The organism is Methylophaga thalassica MP (assembly GCF_000214595.1).
Lineage (GTDB): Bacteria > Pseudomonadota > Gammaproteobacteria > Nitrosococcales > Methylophagaceae > Methylophaga > Methylophaga thalassica.
The window spans coordinates 830001-848011 of sequence record NZ_AFIG01000001.1 but is presented as its reverse complement, the minus strand read 5'-3'; the positions used below and the strand labels follow the sequence as shown (position 1 = coordinate 848011).

The window sequence follows — 18011 nt, the reverse complement described above, 5'->3', positions numbered from 1 at the left end:
TTATTCAGTCTCATCGGCTTCCAGATAACCAGCTAGCTCAAGACCAAAGCCTGAGACACCCGTTAATTTTGTCGGCGTACCCATCACTCGCATTTTTTTAACGCCTAATGCAGACAGAATTTGTGCTCCGACACCAAACGTACGTAAGTCCCAACCACTTTTGACGGGCAAAGGACTTTCATCACGGTCTTCCCGTTCATAACGTGCAATTTTGGCTGCTAATTGTTTATTCTGTGCTGGCAAGCGCAACACCACCAAAACGCCTTTTCCAGCTTGTTGTATTTTTTTCAGTACTTGTGGGACTGGCCAATGTGAGGGCTCTCTTACTGAACCTAGAATATCACTGAGTGGATCGGCCATATGTACACGTACGATAGTTTCCTCATCAGGTTGAATATCACCATACGTCAACGCCAGATGCACTTGTGAGTTGACTGAGTCCTGAAAGCTGAAAAGCTGGAAGTCGCCGTATTCTGTAGGAAACTGACATTGAGATAACTTTTCTACGGTCATTTCATTTTCGAGTCGATAACTTATCAGGTCAGCAATCGTACCGATTTTCAGATTATGTGTTTGGGCAAAAGTCTCTAAGTCCGGACGTCTGGCCATACTGCCATCATCATTTAAGATTTCGACAATCACTGCCGCTGGAGACAATCCGGCAAGCTGAGCTAAATCGCAACCTGCTTCCGTATGACCCGCACGAGTTAACACGCCACCCGGTTGCGCTTTTAATGGGAAAATATGGCCTGGTTGAACCAAATCTTCTGGGCGTGAATCAGGATCAACGGCGACTTGCACGGTCAACGCTCGATCGGCCGCTGAAATACCGGTGGTCACCCCTGCTGCGGCTTCAATTGACACCGTAAAATTAGTTGAGTATGGCGTCTGGTTATCACTTACCATCAGAGGCAAACGTAATTCACGACAACGATTTTCCGTTAGTGTCAGACAAATCAGACCACGCCCAAACCGTGCCATAAAATTAATCGCTTCTGGCGTCACTTTTTCTGCGGCCATAATGAGGTCACCCTCATTTTCACGATCTTCATCATCCATGATGATAACCATTTTTCCTTGTCTCAGATCCTCGATAATCTCTTCAGTGCTATTAAGTTGCATATTAGATGTATAACCGTGTTTTACAGTGTTTCATTGACAAAATCTGACGACTGGCCAGGTAATAAACGTTCTAAATAACGGGCAATCAAATCAACTTCTAAATTGACCATAGTGCCAACGTTGTATACTTTAATGATAGTTTCCTGCATCGTATGAGGAATAATATTGATGTCAAACCAGCCTGGCCCGACCTGATTGACAGTAAGACTCACGCCGTCAATGGTAATAGAGCCCTTTTCAGCAACATAACGTTCCAGATTAGCTGGCACTTCAATACGAAACTGAACAGATCGTGCTGATGGTGTCAGTTGTAACACCTTACCTAAACCATCGACATGGCCGCTAACCATATGTCCACCAAGGCGGTCACCAACAGCCAGCGCTTTTTCAAGATTGACAGACGACCCAGCCGTAATTTGGGAAAGTGCGGTACGCTCAAGGCTTTCTTTGGACACATCAAAGCTGACGTGAGCTTCATCCAACTCAACCACTGTCAGACAAACACCATTAGTCGCAATACTATCCCCGAGAGAAACATCAGACAGATCTAACTTCTGGGTCGCCACTTTTAGCCTCATATCACCACCACTTGGAGTAACGGAAGTAACCTGACCAATAGCCGCTATGATACCGGTAAACATGAATTAAGATTCCTCGCTATATATGGGTTTTGCAGTGATACGCCAATCTTTTCCCACTGCACGAATATCATCAATTTCTAAAGAAAGATTCTGAGCCATCGACACCATATCTGGTAAATGAAACAGGCCGCGAGCCATATCACCCATAATTTTAGGTGCCATGTAGATAATTAACTCATCAATTAAACCCGCTTTCAATAAGGCACCATTCAAAACACCACCTGCCTCAACCATTAACTCATTTATTTCTCGCTGGGCCAAAACAGCCATCAATGCATTCAAATCTATATTATTATCAGATGATGGCAGCACCAGACATTCAGCCGTATCAGCTACAGCAATATCTTTTGCGGTAATTACCAGCACTTTACCTTCTTTAAGAATTTGAGCATCAGCCGGCAGTCGTCCCTCACTATCAACCACAATTTTGAGTGGCTGTCTGACTTTCTGTCCAGAAGGATACCAGTTGTCATCTGATGGTGAAAAACGCACATTCAATTGCGGATTATCCGCGAGGATTGTACCGATACCGGTCATGATGGCTGAACTGCGTGCACGTAGTTTTTGTACATCGAGTCTGGCTTTCGGTCCGGTTATCCATTTACTTTCACCAGAAGCCATCGCTGTGCGACCATCCAGACTCATCGCGACTTTACTTCTAATGTATGGACGACCATAGCGCATACGATACAAAAAACCGGGATTGAGCTTCTCAGACTCTGAACTCAACAGCTTGGTATGCACTTCGATGCCAGCCTCTCTTAAACGGTGTATGCCTGAACCTGACACCACCGGATTAGGATCGGTCATCGCTATAAATACACGTTTAACACCAGCATTAACTAGGGCATCAGCACAGGGAGGAGTTCGACCGTAATGACTGCATGGCTCAAGCGTAACGTAACAATCAGCACCTTTGGCTTTTTCACCAGCCTGGTGCAGTGCATTCACTTCCGCATGACCTTCGCCAGCTCGTTGATGCCAGCCTTCACCAACAATCTGATTATCTTTGACAATGACACAGCCAACACGAGGATTAGGGTCAGTGGTATAAAGTCCGTTTTTGGCAAGCTCAATGGCTCTTGCCATATAAAATTCAGCAGAAGCCATGATTTATTCTCTCTATTTGAAACAAATAATGGTTAATGCTCATCATAACGGGACTTAGTGCGCTGAGTATCATTAGGTGAAAGATATCAGTGCTGATGAACATGTTTATTTTTTATCATCCGCTTCAGATTTATTTTCCATTCGTTCAATTTCTTCACGAAAGGCATTTACATCCTGGAAACTTCGATACACAGAGGCAAAACGGACATAGGCGACTTCATCTAACTCACGAAGTGCATCCATTACCCAGTCACCGACTAAACGACTGTCGACTTCCCGTTCCCCTGTCGCCCAAAGTCGACGAGTAATGGTTTTAACTGCGCTATCAACCGCATCAATACTGACAGGTCTTTTTTCCAGTGCTCGCATAAAGCCCGCTCGCAATTTATTTTCATCAAATAACTCACGAGAGCGATCACGTTTGATTAGACGAGGCAGACTTAATTCGGCTGTTTCGTATGTGGTGAAGCGCTCATTACACTCCACACACATACGACGTCGACGGATGGCATCGCCCTCCGCCGACAGTCGAGAATCAACAACTTTAGAATCATCTGCACCACAAAATGGACAGCGCATAGGGTTTCCGAAGCTTAAGCGTAAACAGGCAAGCGGTCACAAACAGCCTTAACTTTGCTCTTAACATCGTTAATAACTTGCTCACTGCCTGCCGCATCAATTACATCACACATCCAGTTTGCCAGATCGCGACATTCTTCTTCTTTAAAACCACGTGTAGTCACTGCTGGTGTACCAACACGAATTCCTGATGTCACAAAAGGTGATTGTGGATCATTTGGAACCGCATTTTTGTTGACAGTAATATGAGCAGCACCTAACCAGGCATCAACATCTTTACCAGTCAGACCCGCTTCAATAAAACTGACTAAGAATAAGTGATCATCAGTACCATTTGAAACAACATCATAACCACGAGTCATAAACACGTCAGCCATCACACGTGCATTTTTAATCACTTGTTCCTGATACGTTTTAAACTCTGGCAACATCGCTTCTTTAAATGCAATGGCTTTTGCAGCGATCACATGCATTAAAGGACCACCCTGGAAGCCTGGGAATACAGCTGAGTTCAGTTTTTTCTCAATCTCAGGATTTGCTTTAGCCAGAATCAAACCACCACGTGGACCACGTAATGTTTTATGCGTTGTTGTTGTGGTGACATCGGCGATTTGCACTGGGTTAGGATATAAACCTGCAGCCACCAGACCAGCGACATGAGCCATATCAACCAACAAATAAGCGCCCACAGAATCAGCTATATCACGGAAACGCTGCCAATCCACTACACGAGAATAAGCAGAAAAACCTGCCACAACCATTTTGGGCTGGTGTTCTTTGGCTAAACGCTCTACTTCGTCATAATCAATTTCGCCAGTTTCAGCATTTAAACCATATGAAACTGAATTATAGATTTTTCCTGAAGCACTGACTTTAGCACCATGTGTCAGGTGACCACCGTGGGCCAGACTCATACCCAAGATCGTGTCACCGGTTTGTAGCAAGGCAAGATAGACTGCCGCATTAGCCTGTGAACCAGAATGCGGTTGCACATTGGCATAATCAGCACCAAATAACTCTTTAGCGCGTTCAATAGCAATGGCTTCTACTGTGTCAACATGTTCACAACCACCGTAATAACGTTTGCCAGGATAACCTTCAGCATATTTATTAGTTAAAGATGAGCCCTGAGCTTCCATTACACGAGGGCTCGTATAATTTTCAGAAGCGATCAGTTCAATATGATCTTCTTGACGTTTATCTTCCGCAGTGATTGCATTGAACACTTCATCGTCAAAGCCAGCGATGGTCATGTTTTTCTTGTACACAGTATTCCCCTGTATCTACTGTAAAATGGGACATTATTCTATCTCACAACGTCGCTGGCATCTATGGCATAGTGACAGTTTTATTCGCATAAGGATTAAATCACAGCTTATGAAAATAGGATTAATTGGAACAGGCCTGATGGGGCAAGCCTTATCACATCACTTATTAGCAGAAAATCAACCCCTGGTGGTCTTTAATCGCAGCCTGGAAAAGTGCGATGAGCTAAAAGCCAGAGGCGCTGCTGTAGCCACATCTGCGCAAGCATTAGTAGAACAGAGTGATATTTGTTTGCTTTTCTTAAGTGATGCAAAAGCCATTAGCTCGGTTCTGGATGATATTGACGATGCAGCCTTTAAAAATTGTCTGCTTATCCAAATGGGCACAATAGCCCCGGAAGAATCACGCAATCTTGCGCAGCGGGTACGAGCTACTGGCGGCCGTTATCTTGAATGTCCGGTACTAGGAAGCCTGCCAGAAGCTGGCAGTGGCAAACTAATTTTAATGGCTGCGGGTAAAAAAACGGATTACAAAGCGGCTTTACCCTTACTGGAGTTAATTGGCCATGAACCACAATATATTGGCGATATTGGCCAGGGTGCCACTGTCAAACTAGCCATGAATCAGTTAATCGCCGGATTGACAGCCAGTTTTGCCTTAAGTCTGGCCTTAGTGGAAAAAGAAGGGATTGCGACAGAACAATTTATGAAAATTGTTCGTGATAGTGCTCTCTATGCACCGACCTTCGACAAAAAATTAAGTCGCATGATTGAGCGAGATTTCTCTGAGCCCAACTTTCCTACCAAACACCTGGCAAAAGATACACGTCTTTTCTTGTCTGTTGCCAATGAGCTAGGTTTAGATACCAGTGCATTGAAAGGTATTGAGTTACTCTTACAAAAAGCTCTGGATATGGGACTGGACAACACCGATTACTCAGCACTGATGGCAGCTGTTTCGCCCAAGGAATCATAAAAAAAGCCCTCGTTTGAGGGCTTTTTTTTTAGGCTTAAACTTCGAACAAATCTCGTCTGATAATCGTTTCTCGGCGGTCAGGTCCAGTTGAAATAATATCAATCGGCACCCCGGCAAGGCTCTCAACTTTTTCAATATACGCACGTGCATTTTCAGGCAAATCATCATATTGAGTGATGCCTAAAGTAGACTCTTTCCAACCCGGCATATCAATGTAAACCGGTTCACAATCTTCAAATTCATCAGCGCTTAAAGGCAAGATATCAACAGGCTGCCCGTCTTTCTGATATGCAACACATAGACGAATCGTTTCAATACCATCAAGCACGTCTAATTTGGTCAAACATAATCCCGTTATGCTGTTGATCCAGCTAGCACGATTTAAAGCAACCATGTCTAACCAACCACAACGGCGATCACGTCCGGTTGTCGCACCTTTTTCCATCCCTTTTTCAGCCAGGTATTTACCTGTTTCATCAAAAAGCTCAGATGGGAATGGGCCCCCACCGACACGAGTTGCATAGGCTTTTGTAATACCCAGGACATAATCGATGTGACAAGGGCCAACACCAGAACCTGTGGCACTGCCACCGGCGGTTGTATTCGAAGAGGTCACATAAGGGTATGTGCCGTGATCAATATCCAGCAGAGCACCTTGTGCACCTTCAAACATGACATTGGCACCTGCTTTGTGATATTCCTGAAGCATCGCTGGGATATCAGCAATAAGCGGGATTAGTACATCACGCATTGCCAATGTTTCTTGTAATACTTTTTCATAACTTACCGGCTCAACCTGATAGTAATTAACCAGCGAGAAATTATGAAACTCCATGACTTCCTTTAACTTCTCAGCAAAGGCTTTTTCATTCATCAAATCACCAACACGCAGACCTCGGCGACCCACTTTGTCTTCGTATGCTGGTCCGATACCTCGACCAGTCGTACCAATAGCTGCTTTACCTAAACGCAGTTCACGTGCTTGATCAAGCGCAATGTGATAAGGCAGAATGAGAGGACAAGCGGCGCTGATTTTCAATCGTTCACGAACAGGAATGCCATTTGACTCAAGCTCGTTCATTTCTTTTAAAAGAGCTTCTGGACAAACGACGACACCATTACCGATCAAACATTGAACGTTCTCACGAAGAATGCCTGACGGAATAAGGTGTAAAACCGTTTTTTTGCCATCTATTACCAAGGTATGACCTGCGTTATGGCCACCTTGAAAACGAACAACAGCGGAAACATTATCCGTCAGTAAATCAACTAATTTACCTTTACCTTCATCGCCCCACTGGGAGCCAATTACAACAATATTTTTAGCCACGAGTATGTGTTCCTGTTTCAGTCACTTGCCAGTGACCATCTAGTTTTACCAATGTGTGTGTAGTTGGAGTTTTAGAACCAGGGAATTGATAGATAACCACCTTACCTGATTCACGTAATGTTTTGACAGCAGCATGAAGACTGGCATCTTCAAGCCATTGGACACCAATTGTTTCTTGATGAAGTTTTTGCGTTGGAAGCTCGGTCACCAACTTTTTCAGATCAAGACTGAAACCCGTCGCTGGTTGCGCCAAACCAAAATCTTCGCCGATATCATCATAGCGGCCACCTGCAGCTATCGCGTGTGATGAATTAGGCTTGTAGGCGGCAAAAACAACACCTGTGTGATAGTGATAGCCGCGTAACTCAGCTAAATCAAAATTAATAGCAATCTCTGGAAGTCTTTGCGTCAGGGCATTTGCTATTTGCTCAAGCGTAGTTAACGCATCCTGAACTGATTGTGGTGCTTTCTTTAATACTTGTTTAGCACGATCTAGTACAGATTGATCACCATTGAGCTCAGATAATTCTTGTAACATCTGTTTTGCATCAGCATTAATGTCATAAGCCTGCAGCAATGAGTCTATTTCTGCCGACGCTTTTCGCTGTAATGCAGAAAACAATTCCTGTTCCTGACTCTCCGTTAACTGAGCAAACTCCGCTAAACCTCTATAAACACCGACGTGTCCGATATCCAGTGCCATTTTTGAAACAGCGCCGGAAACATTTAATAAGGTGACCATCAGTTCGATACTTTCAATATCGCTTTCAGGTCCGGCATGCCCGTATATTTCAGCACCAAGTTGGATAGGATTCCTGGCACCGTCCAATCCTGTTGGTAATGTGTGAAGCACACTTCCGATGTAACATAGCCTGAGAATATCAGCTTCATTACGCAGCTTATGTGCAGCAATTCTGGCAACTTGAGGGGTCATATCAGCACGAATACCCAACATTCTTCCAGACATCTGGTCTGTCAGCTTGAAGGTTTGTATGTCGAGTGTTTTAGCGGTACCAGTAAGTAAAGAATCCAAATACTCTACTAGTGGTGGTACAACTAACTGGTATCCCCAACTTCGCATGAAGTCAACCAGGGTTCGGTGCATTTTCTCAAGTTGTGCCGCTTCTTGAGGCATCAGCTCATCGATACCTTCGGGTAACAGCCAACTCTCTTTGATAGTCATTATGAGTTAATTTATCCAGTACAAAAAAATCAAACCTGCAAACATACTTAACAAGCCAATAAGACGCACTTGTCTATCGCTCATGCTTACAGTTTGTAACAGTGTGCGTTTAAACATAGTTGGATTAAGAAACGGCATTATGCCCTCAATGATGAAGACTAATGCCGTTGCAATCAATAAACTATGAATGAGTTCTTCGTTCACTTCACAGGTAATTCAGCGTCGTTGAATCGCTTGAAAAAATCACCCTTGGGTTCGATGACCAGCATATCATCAGCATTAAAAATGTTTTTATAGGCTGATAATCGACGGTATAAAGAATAAAACTCTTCATTTTTGCCATATGCTTTCGCATAAATTTCAGTGGCTTTTGCATCGCCTTCACCACGTAATTCTTCTGCCTGACGTTTAGCCTCAGCAATGATGACAGCACGTTGACGGTCAGCATCAGAGCGAATCTTCTCAGCTTCCTCTGCACCCTGAGAGCGTAGTTCTTTTGCAACACGTTCACGCTCAGCTTCCATACGGGTATAAACAGACGAACTGACCTCAGCAGGCAAGTCGATACGTTTAATACGGACATTTGAAATCGAGATACCAAATCCCTCAGCAACGCGATTAGCATCTTTCAGAATATCTTGAACCATTGCAACACGATCACCAGAAACGACTTCTTGGATTGTTTTGCGACCAAACTCGGCTCTTAAGCCATCTTTGATAATTTGAGAAAGTCTAGAGGCCGCGCGGTCTTCATCCCCCCCCATGGATCTAAAATATGTTGCAACGTCATTTATCCGCCAAATGATAAAAGAATCAACGATCACATTCTTTTTCTCACCCGTCAGATATCTAGCGGGTTGCGCATCAAGTGCCATTTCACGCCCATCGAATTTGCGGACATCAGTGACAAAAGGCGTTTTAAAGTGAATACCAGGCTTAAAATCAGCCTTCTCGATTTGGCCTAACCTTAATAACAGCACTTTTTGCCGCTCATCAACAACAAAGATTGATGATGAGAGTGTTACGACGACAACAGCAAGCAAAATTAAAATCAATGTTAAACGGGAACTCATTTAGCGACCTCCTCTGCTACGAGCGTCATCGCTTGATGAACTTTTATTAGAAGATGAAGTAGTCGTTGATGTTGAGAAAGGATAGTTAAAACTATCCAAATCCAATTGCGTTGGGTTATTACCACGTCGACTCATTCTATCAAGAGGCAGATACAGTACATTACTGCCACCGTTTTTCACGTCAACCATAACTTTTTGGCTTTTCGAATAAACCGACTCCATTGTATCGAGATACAGTCTTTCCGAAGTAATATCCGGCGCTTTATTATATTCGGTCATAACTTGTGTGAAGCGACTCGCATCACCTTCGGCTTTAGCAATAATTTGACTTTTGTATGCTTCAGCTTCTTGCACAATTCTAAATGCTCTACCACGCGCTTTTGGAAGGACATCGTTTGAGTAGGCTTCCGCTTGGTTTTTCTGACGTACTTCATCTTCACGCGCCTTAACAACATCAGCAAAAGCTGCTTGTACTTGTTCAGGTGGCTGAACGTCCTGCATATTCACACTAGTGACTAATAATCCCATCTCATGCGCATCCAGCATCGTTTGCAATAACTGCTCAGTGCTATTAGCAATCGCACTCCGGCCTTCCGTTAAAACGAAGTCCATGTTAGAACGACCTACTGTTTCACGAACAGCACTCTCCATCATCTGACGAAGAATGACATCTGGATTTCTAACATTAAACAGGTATTTAGGTGCATCCTGAACGCGATATTGCACCGCAATTTTTAAATCAATAATATTTTCATCTTTCGTCAACATTAAAGACTCAGAATGGATAGTACCGCCACCTCGGTTTCCGCCACTGCGATAACCAATTTCGGCAGTACGAATTTCTTCAACATTCACCACTTCAACTTTCTCAATTGGACTAGGCAAGTGCCAGTGAGGACCAGGCAATGTTGTCGTTGAATATTGCCCAAACCGCAGAACAACACCGCGCTCAGCCGGATCTACAATATAGATACCAGATGCAAGCCAAACTAATACGGCGATGACTGCAATTAATCCAAAACCGAAAAAACCACCTCGGCCTGAAGAATTATTCCCATTGGTATTGTTTCCGTTACCACCAAAAATGCCGCCTAATTTGCGTTGCATATTTCGGATAACTTCGTCTAAATCAGGTGGCCCATCATTGCCACGATTACCCCACGGGTCTTTATCACCGTTTCCGGGTTCATTCCAAGCCATGTAGCTCTCCAAATTGATAAAACAGAGAATTTACTTCAAACAAGCCTATTTTACGGACATGGTAATGATAAGCAACCAAAACCGTATCTAAGCTTCAACATATTCTGAAAATGATTCTTCTGGGAAATATTCTTTTAATGCTTCTCGCAGCAGTTCTAATCCTTCTCCGGTTTTTGCAGATAACCAGATGCGATCAATATTTCCCTCATCATCTCTTTCAATTCGCGGTGAAATATCCTCAACATTGTCTATTTTGTTATAGACAATTAACTGCCGCACTTCATCCGCATCGATTTGTTTTAAGACTTCATTTACGTGGTGAATTAGGTCATCACGATCATTTGCACCACAATCAACTACGTGAAGTAATAACTCAGCATCACGGGTTTCTTCCAGAGTTGAGCGGAAAGACTCGACAAGATCATGGGGCAGATCACGGATAAATCCAACCGTATCAGCCAAGATAAGGAGTTGTGTATCATGTAATTTAACACGACGCAGAGTAGGATCAAGCGTCGCAAATAACCTGTCATCAGCATAGACTTTTGCAGATGTTATTTTGTTAAATAATGTCGATTTTCCAACGTTTGTGTAACCAACAAGGGAGACAACAGGTACACCTCCACGTTGCCGTGAACGCCGTCCTTGCTCACGCTGAGATTGGACTTTTCCTAATCGTTTTTTTAGTGACTTTATTCGCTGTCCCAATAAACGACGATCCGTTTCTAACTGAGTTTCACCAGGTCCACGCAAACCAATCCCGCCTTTTTGTCTTTCAAGGTGAGTCCAGCCTCGCACCAATCTTGTTGACAAGTGTTGAAGCTGAGCGAGTTCAACCTGTAACTTACCTTCATGAGAGCGAGCTCTTCGAGCAAAGATATCAAGAATTAACCCGGTACGGCCTAATACCCGACATTTTAATTGTTGCTCAAGATTACGTTCCTGACTTGGTGATAGTTCGTGATTGAAAATGACTAAGGCAGCATGAGATGCCATGACATTCTCCGCAATCTCATCAACCTTACCACTGCCAGCAAAGAACTTGGGATCAGGACGATGACGCTTACCCTGAATTATTGCAGCAATCTTTGCACCTGTTGACCCAACTAGTTCAATAAACTCTTGTTGAGAGTCTTCATAGTCAGGATCATTGAAATTCAGATGAACCAAGACAACAGCTTCTTTTTCTGATGAATCATCAAAAGCTGTTTGAATATCCGGCCGTTCAAACAATCAAATGCTCCTATTCTTCATGATTAATATTAACATTACGAGCGGGAACAATCGTTGATATAGCATGTTTATATACCATTTGATTGACTGAGTTCTTGAGTAAGATGACAAACTGATCAAACGAATCAATCTGACCTTGTAATTTAATGCCGTTAACTAAATAAATAGAAACAGGTATATTTTCTTTCCGTAAAGCGTTCAAGAAAGGATCTTGAAGAGTCTGTGCTTTTGCCATCATTCACTCCATATATTGTTATTATTTTAAACTGCCTGAATGACTCATTCTAAAAGCCTTAACAGAATCGTCAAGCATTATTCATCAACTGTGGAACCTGCTCAAGAAGATATTGATTGACTTCATTAACAGGCAATCCATCACTACTATCAAACCATACGCCATCATTTTGAGCGCGTAACCATGTCAGTTGTCGTTTAGCCATCTGACGTGTAGCTACAATAGCGCGGTATATAAACTCATCGTAATCGTAATCTCCATCTAAATAAGACCAGGCCTGACGATAACCGACCGCACGGATTGACGGTAAGTTCATATGACAGTCGTCGCGTCGATACAATTTCTTTACTTCGTCAATAAATCCGTTAGCTACCATCTTCTGATAACGATCGGCTATTCGTTTATGAAGTACTGACCTATCAAATGGAGAAATGATGACTTTTGTTACATCGTAAGGCAAGCCATCATGTTTGTTATGTGTTAACTCAGTCAATGTTTTACCCGTTAACTCATAAACTTCAAGTGCTCGTTGTAATCGTTGCGGATCGTTAATATGTATCCGCTCGGCAGAAACAGGGTCGATTTGTTTCAATCTATCGTGCAAAGCTTCACGCCCTAGCTGTCGCATTTCAGAGTCTAGTTTTTCTCTGATCAGACTATCCGCTGGTGGCAGATCGGCAATGCCATACTGAAGCGCTCTGAAATACAGCATTGTGCCACCAACTAGTAATGGCACCTTACCACGTGAAGTAATTTCAGCCATAAGACGAAGTGCATCATCTCTGAACTGGCCTGCAGAATAAGTCTCGGATGGCTCTATAATATCAACCAAAAAATGATGATATTTTTTTAATATCTCTGGACTTGGTTTTGCTGTCCCAATATCCATCTCTTTATAGACAAGAGCTGAGTCTACACTGATAATCTCAACTGGATATTTTCTAGCAAGTTCTATAGCAAGGTCAGTTTTTCCCGCTGCAGTAGGCCCCATAATGAATATGGCAGGTGGAAGCACAGAGCGTAATTACCCCTGTTTCATAGAGTCAAAAAATTCAACATTTGTTTTTGTTGATTTAAGTCTATCCATTAAGAATTCCATTGCTTCTACCGGTTCCATTTGAGCGATGATCTTTCTCAGAATCCAAAGCTTTTGTAGATCTTCTTCGGTTGTGAGTAACTCTTCGCGACGCGTACCTGAACGGGTAACATTAATAGCTGGGTACATACGACGATCTGCCAATTTACGCTCAAGTAATACTTCCATATTACCTGTACCTTTAAACTCTTCGAAAATGACTTCATCCATACGTGAACCAGTTTCTATCAGAGCAGTGGCAATAATTGTCAGACTGCCACCCTCTTCAATATTTCTAGCGGCACCGAAAAAGCGTTTAGGTCTTTGCAGCGCATTGGCATCAACACCACCCGTCAGAACTTTACCTGACGATGGCGCCACAGTATTGTAGGCTCTTGCTAGACGTGTAATTGAATCAAGCAGGATAACGACATCATGTTTATGTTCAACCAGACGTTTGGCTTTTTCAATAACCATTTCAGCAACTTGAACATGACGTGTTGCAGGTTCATCGAAAGTACTTGAAACCACTTCACCACGAACAGAGCGCTGCATTTCAGTCACTTCTTCTGGTCGTTCATCAATCAATAAAACAATTAAGTCACTATCGGGATAATTTGAGGCGATAGATTGTGCAATAGATTGCATAATCATAGTCTTACCCGATTTTGGTGGAGCGACGATAAGACCACGTTGTCCTTTACCCAGCGGTGATGCCAGATCGATCACACGTGCTGTGAGATCTTCAGTACTGCCGTTACCGCGCTCTAATGTGAAACGCTCGTTCGGAAATAATGGTGTTAAATTTTCAAAAGGGACTTTATTGCGGGACTTATCAGGTTTTTCGTAATTGATTTCTTCGACTTTGACGAGAGCGAAATAACGCTCGCTGTCTTTCGGTGGTCGAATCTTGCCTTTAATCGTATCGCCGGTTCTTAAGTGAAAACGTCGAATCTGGCTGGGTGATACATAGACATCATCGGGACCAGCAACATAAGAATCTTCTGGTGATCTTAAAAAACCAAAACCATCAGGTAACAGTTCTAATACACCCGTAGTGATAACATCTTCACCCTGTTTAGAATGAGCTTTAACTATCGCAAATATGAGTTCTTGCTTTCGGTTTCTTGCTAAGCCCTCGAGATTCATGGAGAGAGCGAGTTCCATTAATTCAGCAGCTGACTGCTTTTTCAGTTCTGTCAGATTCATGTATTACCTAAGAATGGGATTTTGATATAGAAATGCCTTGAAACACATCGATTGATGGGTTGAATTGTCTTAATTTTGGAGGGGGTTTTAAAAACTGGAATCAAGAATAACAGTAATAAACATCGACGTCTAGTTTTATATACAAATATCTACAAATATAATGTTCGACATATTAATAGATATTAACTAACTACATTTAAAAACAACAAATACCGGCCATGTAATGTTTTAAGACAGAATATCCAACTCCTTTGAATTAGGTTCTTGTAATGGTTTCGTACCGTTATAAAGTGACCTATTTGACCAAGCCCAGTTATGAGCTCAGCTCTGCAGACACCTTCGATCTCAACTTTTGTTCCAGATAAATATGTCACAGGGTGTGTGTTGCCCAGCACAGGCAGGTTAATATAAAACAGTGAGACATAAAAAAAAGCCCATCCGTTTGGATGGGCTTTTCTTGTAGATAAAGCCTGGCAGTGACCTACTTTCACATGGGAACTCCCACACTATCATCGGCGCTAAGTCGTTTCACTTCTGAGTTCGGGATGGGATCAGGTGGTGCCAACTCGCTATGGCCGCCAGGCATAACTGGCATAGTCAGTTCAATACTGACTCTCGGAAATCGGTAACAAGATATTGCGTAAAGAATTCGCAACTCCCCAAGTTCCCTTGGGGTTATATGGTCAAGCCTCACGGGCAATTAGTACTGGTTAGCTCCATACATTACTGCACTTCCACACCCAGCCTATCAACGTGGTAGTCTTCCACGGCCCTTCAGGGGATTAAATCCCAGTGAGAACTTATCTTGAGGGGGGCTTCCCGCTTAGATGCTTTCAGCGGTTATCCCGTCCGTACATAGCTACCGGGCAATGCTGTTGGCACAACAACCCGAACACCAGGGGTACGTCCACTCCGGTCCTCTCGTACTAGGAGCAGCTCCTCTCAATTCTCAAACGCCCACGGCAGATAGGGACCGAACTGTCTCACGACGTTCTAAACCCAGCTCGCGTACCACTTTAAATGGCGAACAGCCATACCCTTGGGACCGGCTACAGCCCCAGGATGTGATGAGCCGACATCGAGGTGCCAAACACCGCCGTCGATGTGAACTCTTGGGCGGTATCAGCCTGTTATCCCCGGAGTACCTTTTATCCGTTGAGCGATGGCCCTTCCATTCAGAACCACCGGATCACTATGACCTACTTTCGTACCTGCTCGACGTGTCTGTCTCGCAGTCAAGCACACTTTTGCCATTGCACTAACCGCATGATGTCCGACCATGCTTAGTGTACCTTCGTGCTCCTCCGTTACAATTTGGGAGGAGACCGCCCCAGTCAAACTACCCACCATACACTGTCCCTCGCCCAGATAATGGGCGTAGGTTAGAACTCCAAACATACCAGGGTGGTATTTCAAGGACGACTCCACGATAACTAGCGTCATCGCTTCTACGTCTCCCACCTATCCTACACAAGTAGGTTCAAAGTTCAGTGCAAAGCTGTAGTAAAGGTTCACGGGGTCTTTCCGTCTAGCCGCGGGTATACGGCATCTTAACCGCAATTTCAATTTCACTGAGTCTCTGGTGGAGACAGTGTGGCCATCGTTACGCCATTCGTGCAGGTCGGAACTTACCCGACAAGGAATTTCGCTACCTTAGGACCGTTATAGTTACGGCCGCCGTTTACTGGGGCTTCGATCAAATGCTTCGCCTAAACTAACATCATCAATTAACCTTCCAGCACCGGGCAGGCGTCACACCCTATACGTCCTCTTTCGAGTTTGCAGAGTGCTGTGTTTTTAATAAACAGTCGCAGCCACCTGGTCATTGCAACCCCCTTCAGCTCCGTGAGCAAGTCACTTCACCTAACAGGGGCACACCTTCTCCCGAAGTTACGGTGCTATTTTGCCTAGTTCCTTCACCAGAGTTCTCTCAAGCGCCTTAGAATTCTCATCCCATCCACCTGTGTCGGTTTGGGGTACGGTTTGTTATTACCTGAAGCTTAGAGACTTTTCCTGGAAGCAGGGTATCAATCACTTCGCGCCTAATGGCACTCGTCGTCCTGTCTCAGCTTAGCCAAACGGATTTTCCTATTCAGCACGCCTACGCAGTTAAACCAACATATCCAACAGTTGGCTGACCTAACCTTCTCCGTCATCCCATCGCAGTAATAACAAGTACAGGAATATTAACCTGTTTCCCATCGACTACGCATTTCTGCCTCGCCTTAGGGGCCGACTCACCCTGCTCCGATTAACGTTGAGCAGGAAACCTTGGATTTTCGGCGAGGGGGCCTCTCACCCCCTTTATCGTTACTCATGTCAGCATTCGCACTTGTGATATCTCCAGCATGCTTCTCAACACACCTTCACAGACTTACACAACGCTCCTCTACCATGCGTGTAAACACGCATCCATAGCTTCGGTATATGGCTTAAGCCCCGGTACATCTTCCGCGCAGGCCGACTCGACTAGTGAGCTATTACGCTTTCTTTAAAGGGTGGCTGCTTCTAAGCCAACCTCCTAGCTGTCTGGGCCTTCCCACATCGTTTTCCACTGAGCCATAATTTTGGGACCTTAGCTGATGGTCTGGGTTGTTTCCCTTTTGACGACGGACGTTATCACCCGCCGTCTGTCTCCCGTAATTGCACTTCTCGGTATTCGGAGTTTGCATGGGGTTGGTAAGTCGGGATGACCCCCTAGCCCAAACAGTGCTCTACCCCCGAGAGTGAGATACGAGGCGCTACCTAAATAGCTTTCGAGGAGAACCAGCTATCTCCTGGCTTGATTAGCCTTTCACTCCGATCCACAGTTCATCTCCGCATTTTTCAACATACGTGAGTTCGGACCTCCAGTTAGTGTTACCCAACCTTCATCCTGACCATGGATAGATCGCCAGGTTTCGGGTCTAATCCATGCAACTAGTCGCCCTATTAAGACTCGGTTTCCCTGCGCCTCCCCTATTCGGTTAAGCTCGCTACATAAATTAAGTCGCTGACCCATTATACAAAAGGTACGCAGTCACAGAACAAGTCTGCTCCTACTGCTTGTACGCACACGGTTTCAGGTTCTATTTCACTCCCCTCAACGGGGTTCTTTTCGCCTTTCCCTCACGGTACTGGTTCACTATCGGTCGATAAGGAGTATTTAGCCTTGGAGGATGGTCCCCCCATGTTCAGACAAGGTTTCTCGTGCCCCGCCCTACTTGTCGCAAGCCTAGTACCATTAACGCATTTTCATGTACGGGGCTATCACCCTGTATCGCTAGCCTTTCCAGACTATTCCACTAATACGTTAATTATCACTTGCAGGCTGTTTCCCGTTCGCTCGCCGCTACTAGGGAAATCTCGGTTGATTTCTTTTCCTCCGGCTACTTAGATGTTTCAGTTCGCCGGGTTCGCCTCCTTAAGCTATGTATTCACTTAAGGATACTTACTAAAAGTAAGTGGGTTGCCCCATTCGGAGATCGTTGGGTCACAGCTCGTTTATCAACTCGCCAACGCTTATCGCAGATTTCTACGTCCTTCTTCGCCTCTTATCGCCAAGGCATCCACCATGTGCGCTTATTCACTTGACCATATAACCCCAAATTAACTTGAAGTCATATTGTCTATCTTATTGCGACATAAGTTTTTCTTTACTTAGAATGTCACGCTGTATCACTACAGTATTTCATTCTGCCTTGTTACTTCTTTCCGTTTTGTTAAAGAGCAGTGTATAAACACTGAGTAACTTACTTTATAAATAAGCTATCCAGTATGTATCACGTAAAGAGAAATAGT

Annotated in this window: 15 protein-coding genes, 1 tRNA gene and 2 rRNA genes (1 of these 18 only partly in view); 1 reads left to right on the top strand and 17 read right to left on the bottom strand. The window is 44.1% G+C overall.

The genetic code is table 11. The features are described 5' to 3' along the window. The 5 genes from ribBA to glyA all read right to left on the bottom strand — a co-directional run bounded on the left by ribBA (position 1) and on the right by glyA (position 4720). Entirely contained in the window at positions 1 to 1122 is a 1122-nt protein-coding gene (ribBA, locus tag MAMP_RS04065) for a bifunctional 3,4-dihydroxy-2-butanone-4-phosphate synthase/GTP cyclohydrolase II (RefSeq protein WP_007144713.1), read from the bottom strand. Positions 1123 to 1142: 20 nt separating this feature from the next. Continuing rightward, the gene (locus MAMP_RS04060) at positions 1143 to 1763 is read right to left on the bottom strand and encodes a riboflavin synthase (RefSeq protein ID WP_007144712.1); all 621 of its coding nucleotides are present in this window, start codon (positions 1761 to 1763) and stop codon (positions 1143 to 1145) included. Positions 1764 to 1766: 3 nt separating this feature from the next. Then, positions 1767 to 2873 (bottom strand): bifunctional diaminohydroxyphosphoribosylaminopyrimidine deaminase/5-amino-6-(5-phosphoribosylamino)uracil reductase RibD, encoded by a 1107-nt coding sequence (gene ribD, locus MAMP_RS04055; protein ID WP_007144711.1) that lies wholly within the window; start codon positions 2871 to 2873, stop codon positions 1767 to 1769. Between the two features lie 105 nt (positions 2874 to 2978). After that, complete coding sequence (nrdR, locus tag MAMP_RS04050) at positions 2979 to 3452, bottom strand: transcriptional regulator NrdR (protein ID WP_007144710.1); 474 nt, start codon at positions 3450 to 3452, stop codon at positions 2979 to 2981. A gap of 14 nt (positions 3453 to 3466) precedes the next feature. Then, positions 3467 to 4720 carry a serine hydroxymethyltransferase gene (gene glyA / locus MAMP_RS04045; RefSeq protein WP_040576175.1) on the bottom strand — a complete coding sequence of 418 codons (1254 nt, stop codon included), beginning with the start codon at positions 4718 to 4720 and terminating at the stop codon, positions 3467 to 3469. A gap of 109 nt (positions 4721 to 4829) precedes the next feature. Between glyA and MAMP_RS04040 the strand changes: the two genes are divergently transcribed. Continuing rightward, entirely contained in the window at positions 4830 to 5693 is an 864-nt protein-coding gene (locus MAMP_RS04040) for an NAD(P)-dependent oxidoreductase (RefSeq protein WP_007144708.1), read from the top strand. Positions 5694 to 5727: 34 nt separating this feature from the next. Here the strand turns inward: MAMP_RS04040 and MAMP_RS04035 are convergent, their stop codons facing one another. The 12 genes from MAMP_RS04035 to MAMP_RS03980 all read right to left on the bottom strand — a co-directional run. Further along, on the bottom strand, positions 5728 to 7023 hold the full coding sequence (locus MAMP_RS04035) for an adenylosuccinate synthase (protein WP_007144707.1): 1296 nt from the start codon (positions 7021 to 7023) through the stop codon (positions 5728 to 5730). Next, entirely contained in the window at positions 7016 to 8206 is a 1191-nt protein-coding gene (locus MAMP_RS04030) for an ATP phosphoribosyltransferase regulatory subunit (RefSeq protein ID WP_007144706.1), read from the bottom strand. The genes MAMP_RS04035 and MAMP_RS04030 overlap by 8 nt, the downstream gene beginning before the upstream one ends. Before the next feature lie 6 nt (positions 8207 to 8212). Beyond that, entirely contained in the window at positions 8213 to 8410 is a 198-nt protein-coding gene (locus tag MAMP_RS04025) for a DUF2065 domain-containing protein (protein WP_007144705.1), read from the bottom strand. Continuing rightward, entirely contained in the window at positions 8407 to 9279 is an 873-nt protein-coding gene (gene hflC, locus MAMP_RS04020) for a protease modulator HflC (protein ID WP_007144704.1), read from the bottom strand. Before hflC ends, MAMP_RS04025 begins: the two co-directional genes overlap by 4 nt. After that, the gene (gene hflK, locus MAMP_RS04015; RefSeq protein WP_007144703.1) at positions 9280 to 10479 is read right to left on the bottom strand and encodes an FtsH protease activity modulator HflK; all 1200 of its coding nucleotides are present in this window, start codon (positions 10477 to 10479) and stop codon (positions 9280 to 9282) included. It lies immediately after the preceding gene. Between the two features lie 87 nt (positions 10480 to 10566). Continuing rightward, positions 10567 to 11712, bottom strand: a complete 1146-nt coding sequence (gene hflX, locus MAMP_RS04010; RefSeq protein WP_007144702.1) for a ribosome rescue GTPase HflX — start codon at positions 11710 to 11712, stop codon at positions 10567 to 10569. Between the two features lie 10 nt (positions 11713 to 11722). Further along, the gene (gene hfq, locus MAMP_RS04005) at positions 11723 to 11947 is read right to left on the bottom strand and encodes an RNA chaperone Hfq (RefSeq protein WP_007144701.1); all 225 of its coding nucleotides are present in this window, start codon (positions 11945 to 11947) and stop codon (positions 11723 to 11725) included. Between the two features lie 70 nt (positions 11948 to 12017). Beyond that, a complete protein-coding gene (gene miaA, locus MAMP_RS04000; protein ID WP_007144700.1) occupies positions 12018 to 12962 on the bottom strand; it encodes a tRNA (adenosine(37)-N6)-dimethylallyltransferase MiaA in 945 nt (314 codons plus the stop codon). A gap of 9 nt (positions 12963 to 12971) precedes the next feature. Beyond that, positions 12972 to 14231 carry a transcription termination factor Rho gene (rho, locus tag MAMP_RS03995; RefSeq protein WP_007144699.1) on the bottom strand — a complete coding sequence of 420 codons (1260 nt, stop codon included), beginning with the start codon at positions 14229 to 14231 and terminating at the stop codon, positions 12972 to 12974. A gap of 468 nt (positions 14232 to 14699) precedes the next feature. Beyond that, a 5S ribosomal RNA gene (gene rrf, locus MAMP_RS03990) occupies positions 14700 to 14814 on the bottom strand. A gap of 96 nt (positions 14815 to 14910) precedes the next feature. Then, positions 14911 to 17806, bottom strand: a 23S ribosomal RNA gene (locus MAMP_RS03985). A gap of 204 nt (positions 17807 to 18010) precedes the next feature. After that, position 18011 (bottom strand) — tRNA-Ala (locus MAMP_RS03980); it runs 75 nt beyond the window's last position.

Bases quoted from the DNA above. Each gene is read 5' to 3' on its own strand.
- hflK (WP_007144703.1), bottom strand. From the start codon at position 10,479: ATGGCTTGGAATGAACCCGGAAACGGTGATAAAGACCCGTGGGGTAAT.
- rho (WP_007144699.1), bottom strand. From the start codon at position 14,231: ATGAATCTGACAGAACTGAAAAAGCAGTCAGCTGCTGAATTAATGGAA.
- ribD (WP_007144711.1), bottom strand. From the start codon at position 2,873: ATGGCTTCTGCTGAATTTTATATGGCAAGAGCCATTGAGCTTGCCAAA.
- hflC (WP_007144704.1), bottom strand. From the start codon at position 9,279: ATGAGTTCCCGTTTAACATTGATTTTAATTTTGCTTGCTGTTGTCGTC.
- MAMP_RS04030 (WP_007144706.1), bottom strand. From the start codon at position 8,206: ATGACTATCAAAGAGAGTTGGCTGTTACCCGAAGGTATCGATGAGCTG.
- MAMP_RS04060 (WP_007144712.1), bottom strand. From the start codon at position 1,763: ATGTTTACCGGTATCATAGCGGCTATTGGTCAGGTTACTTCCGTTACT.
- nrdR (WP_007144710.1), bottom strand. From the start codon at position 3,452: ATGCGCTGTCCATTTTGTGGTGCAGATGATTCTAAAGTTGTTGATTCT.
- ribBA (WP_007144713.1), bottom strand. From the start codon at position 1,122: ATGCAACTTAATAGCACTGAAGAGATTATCGAGGATCTGAGACAAGGA.
- hfq (WP_007144701.1), bottom strand. From the start codon at position 11,947: ATGGCAAAAGCACAGACTCTTCAAGATCCTTTCTTGAACGCTTTACGG.
- MAMP_RS04040 (WP_007144708.1), top strand. From the start codon at position 4,830: ATGAAAATAGGATTAATTGGAACAGGCCTGATGGGGCAAGCCTTATCA.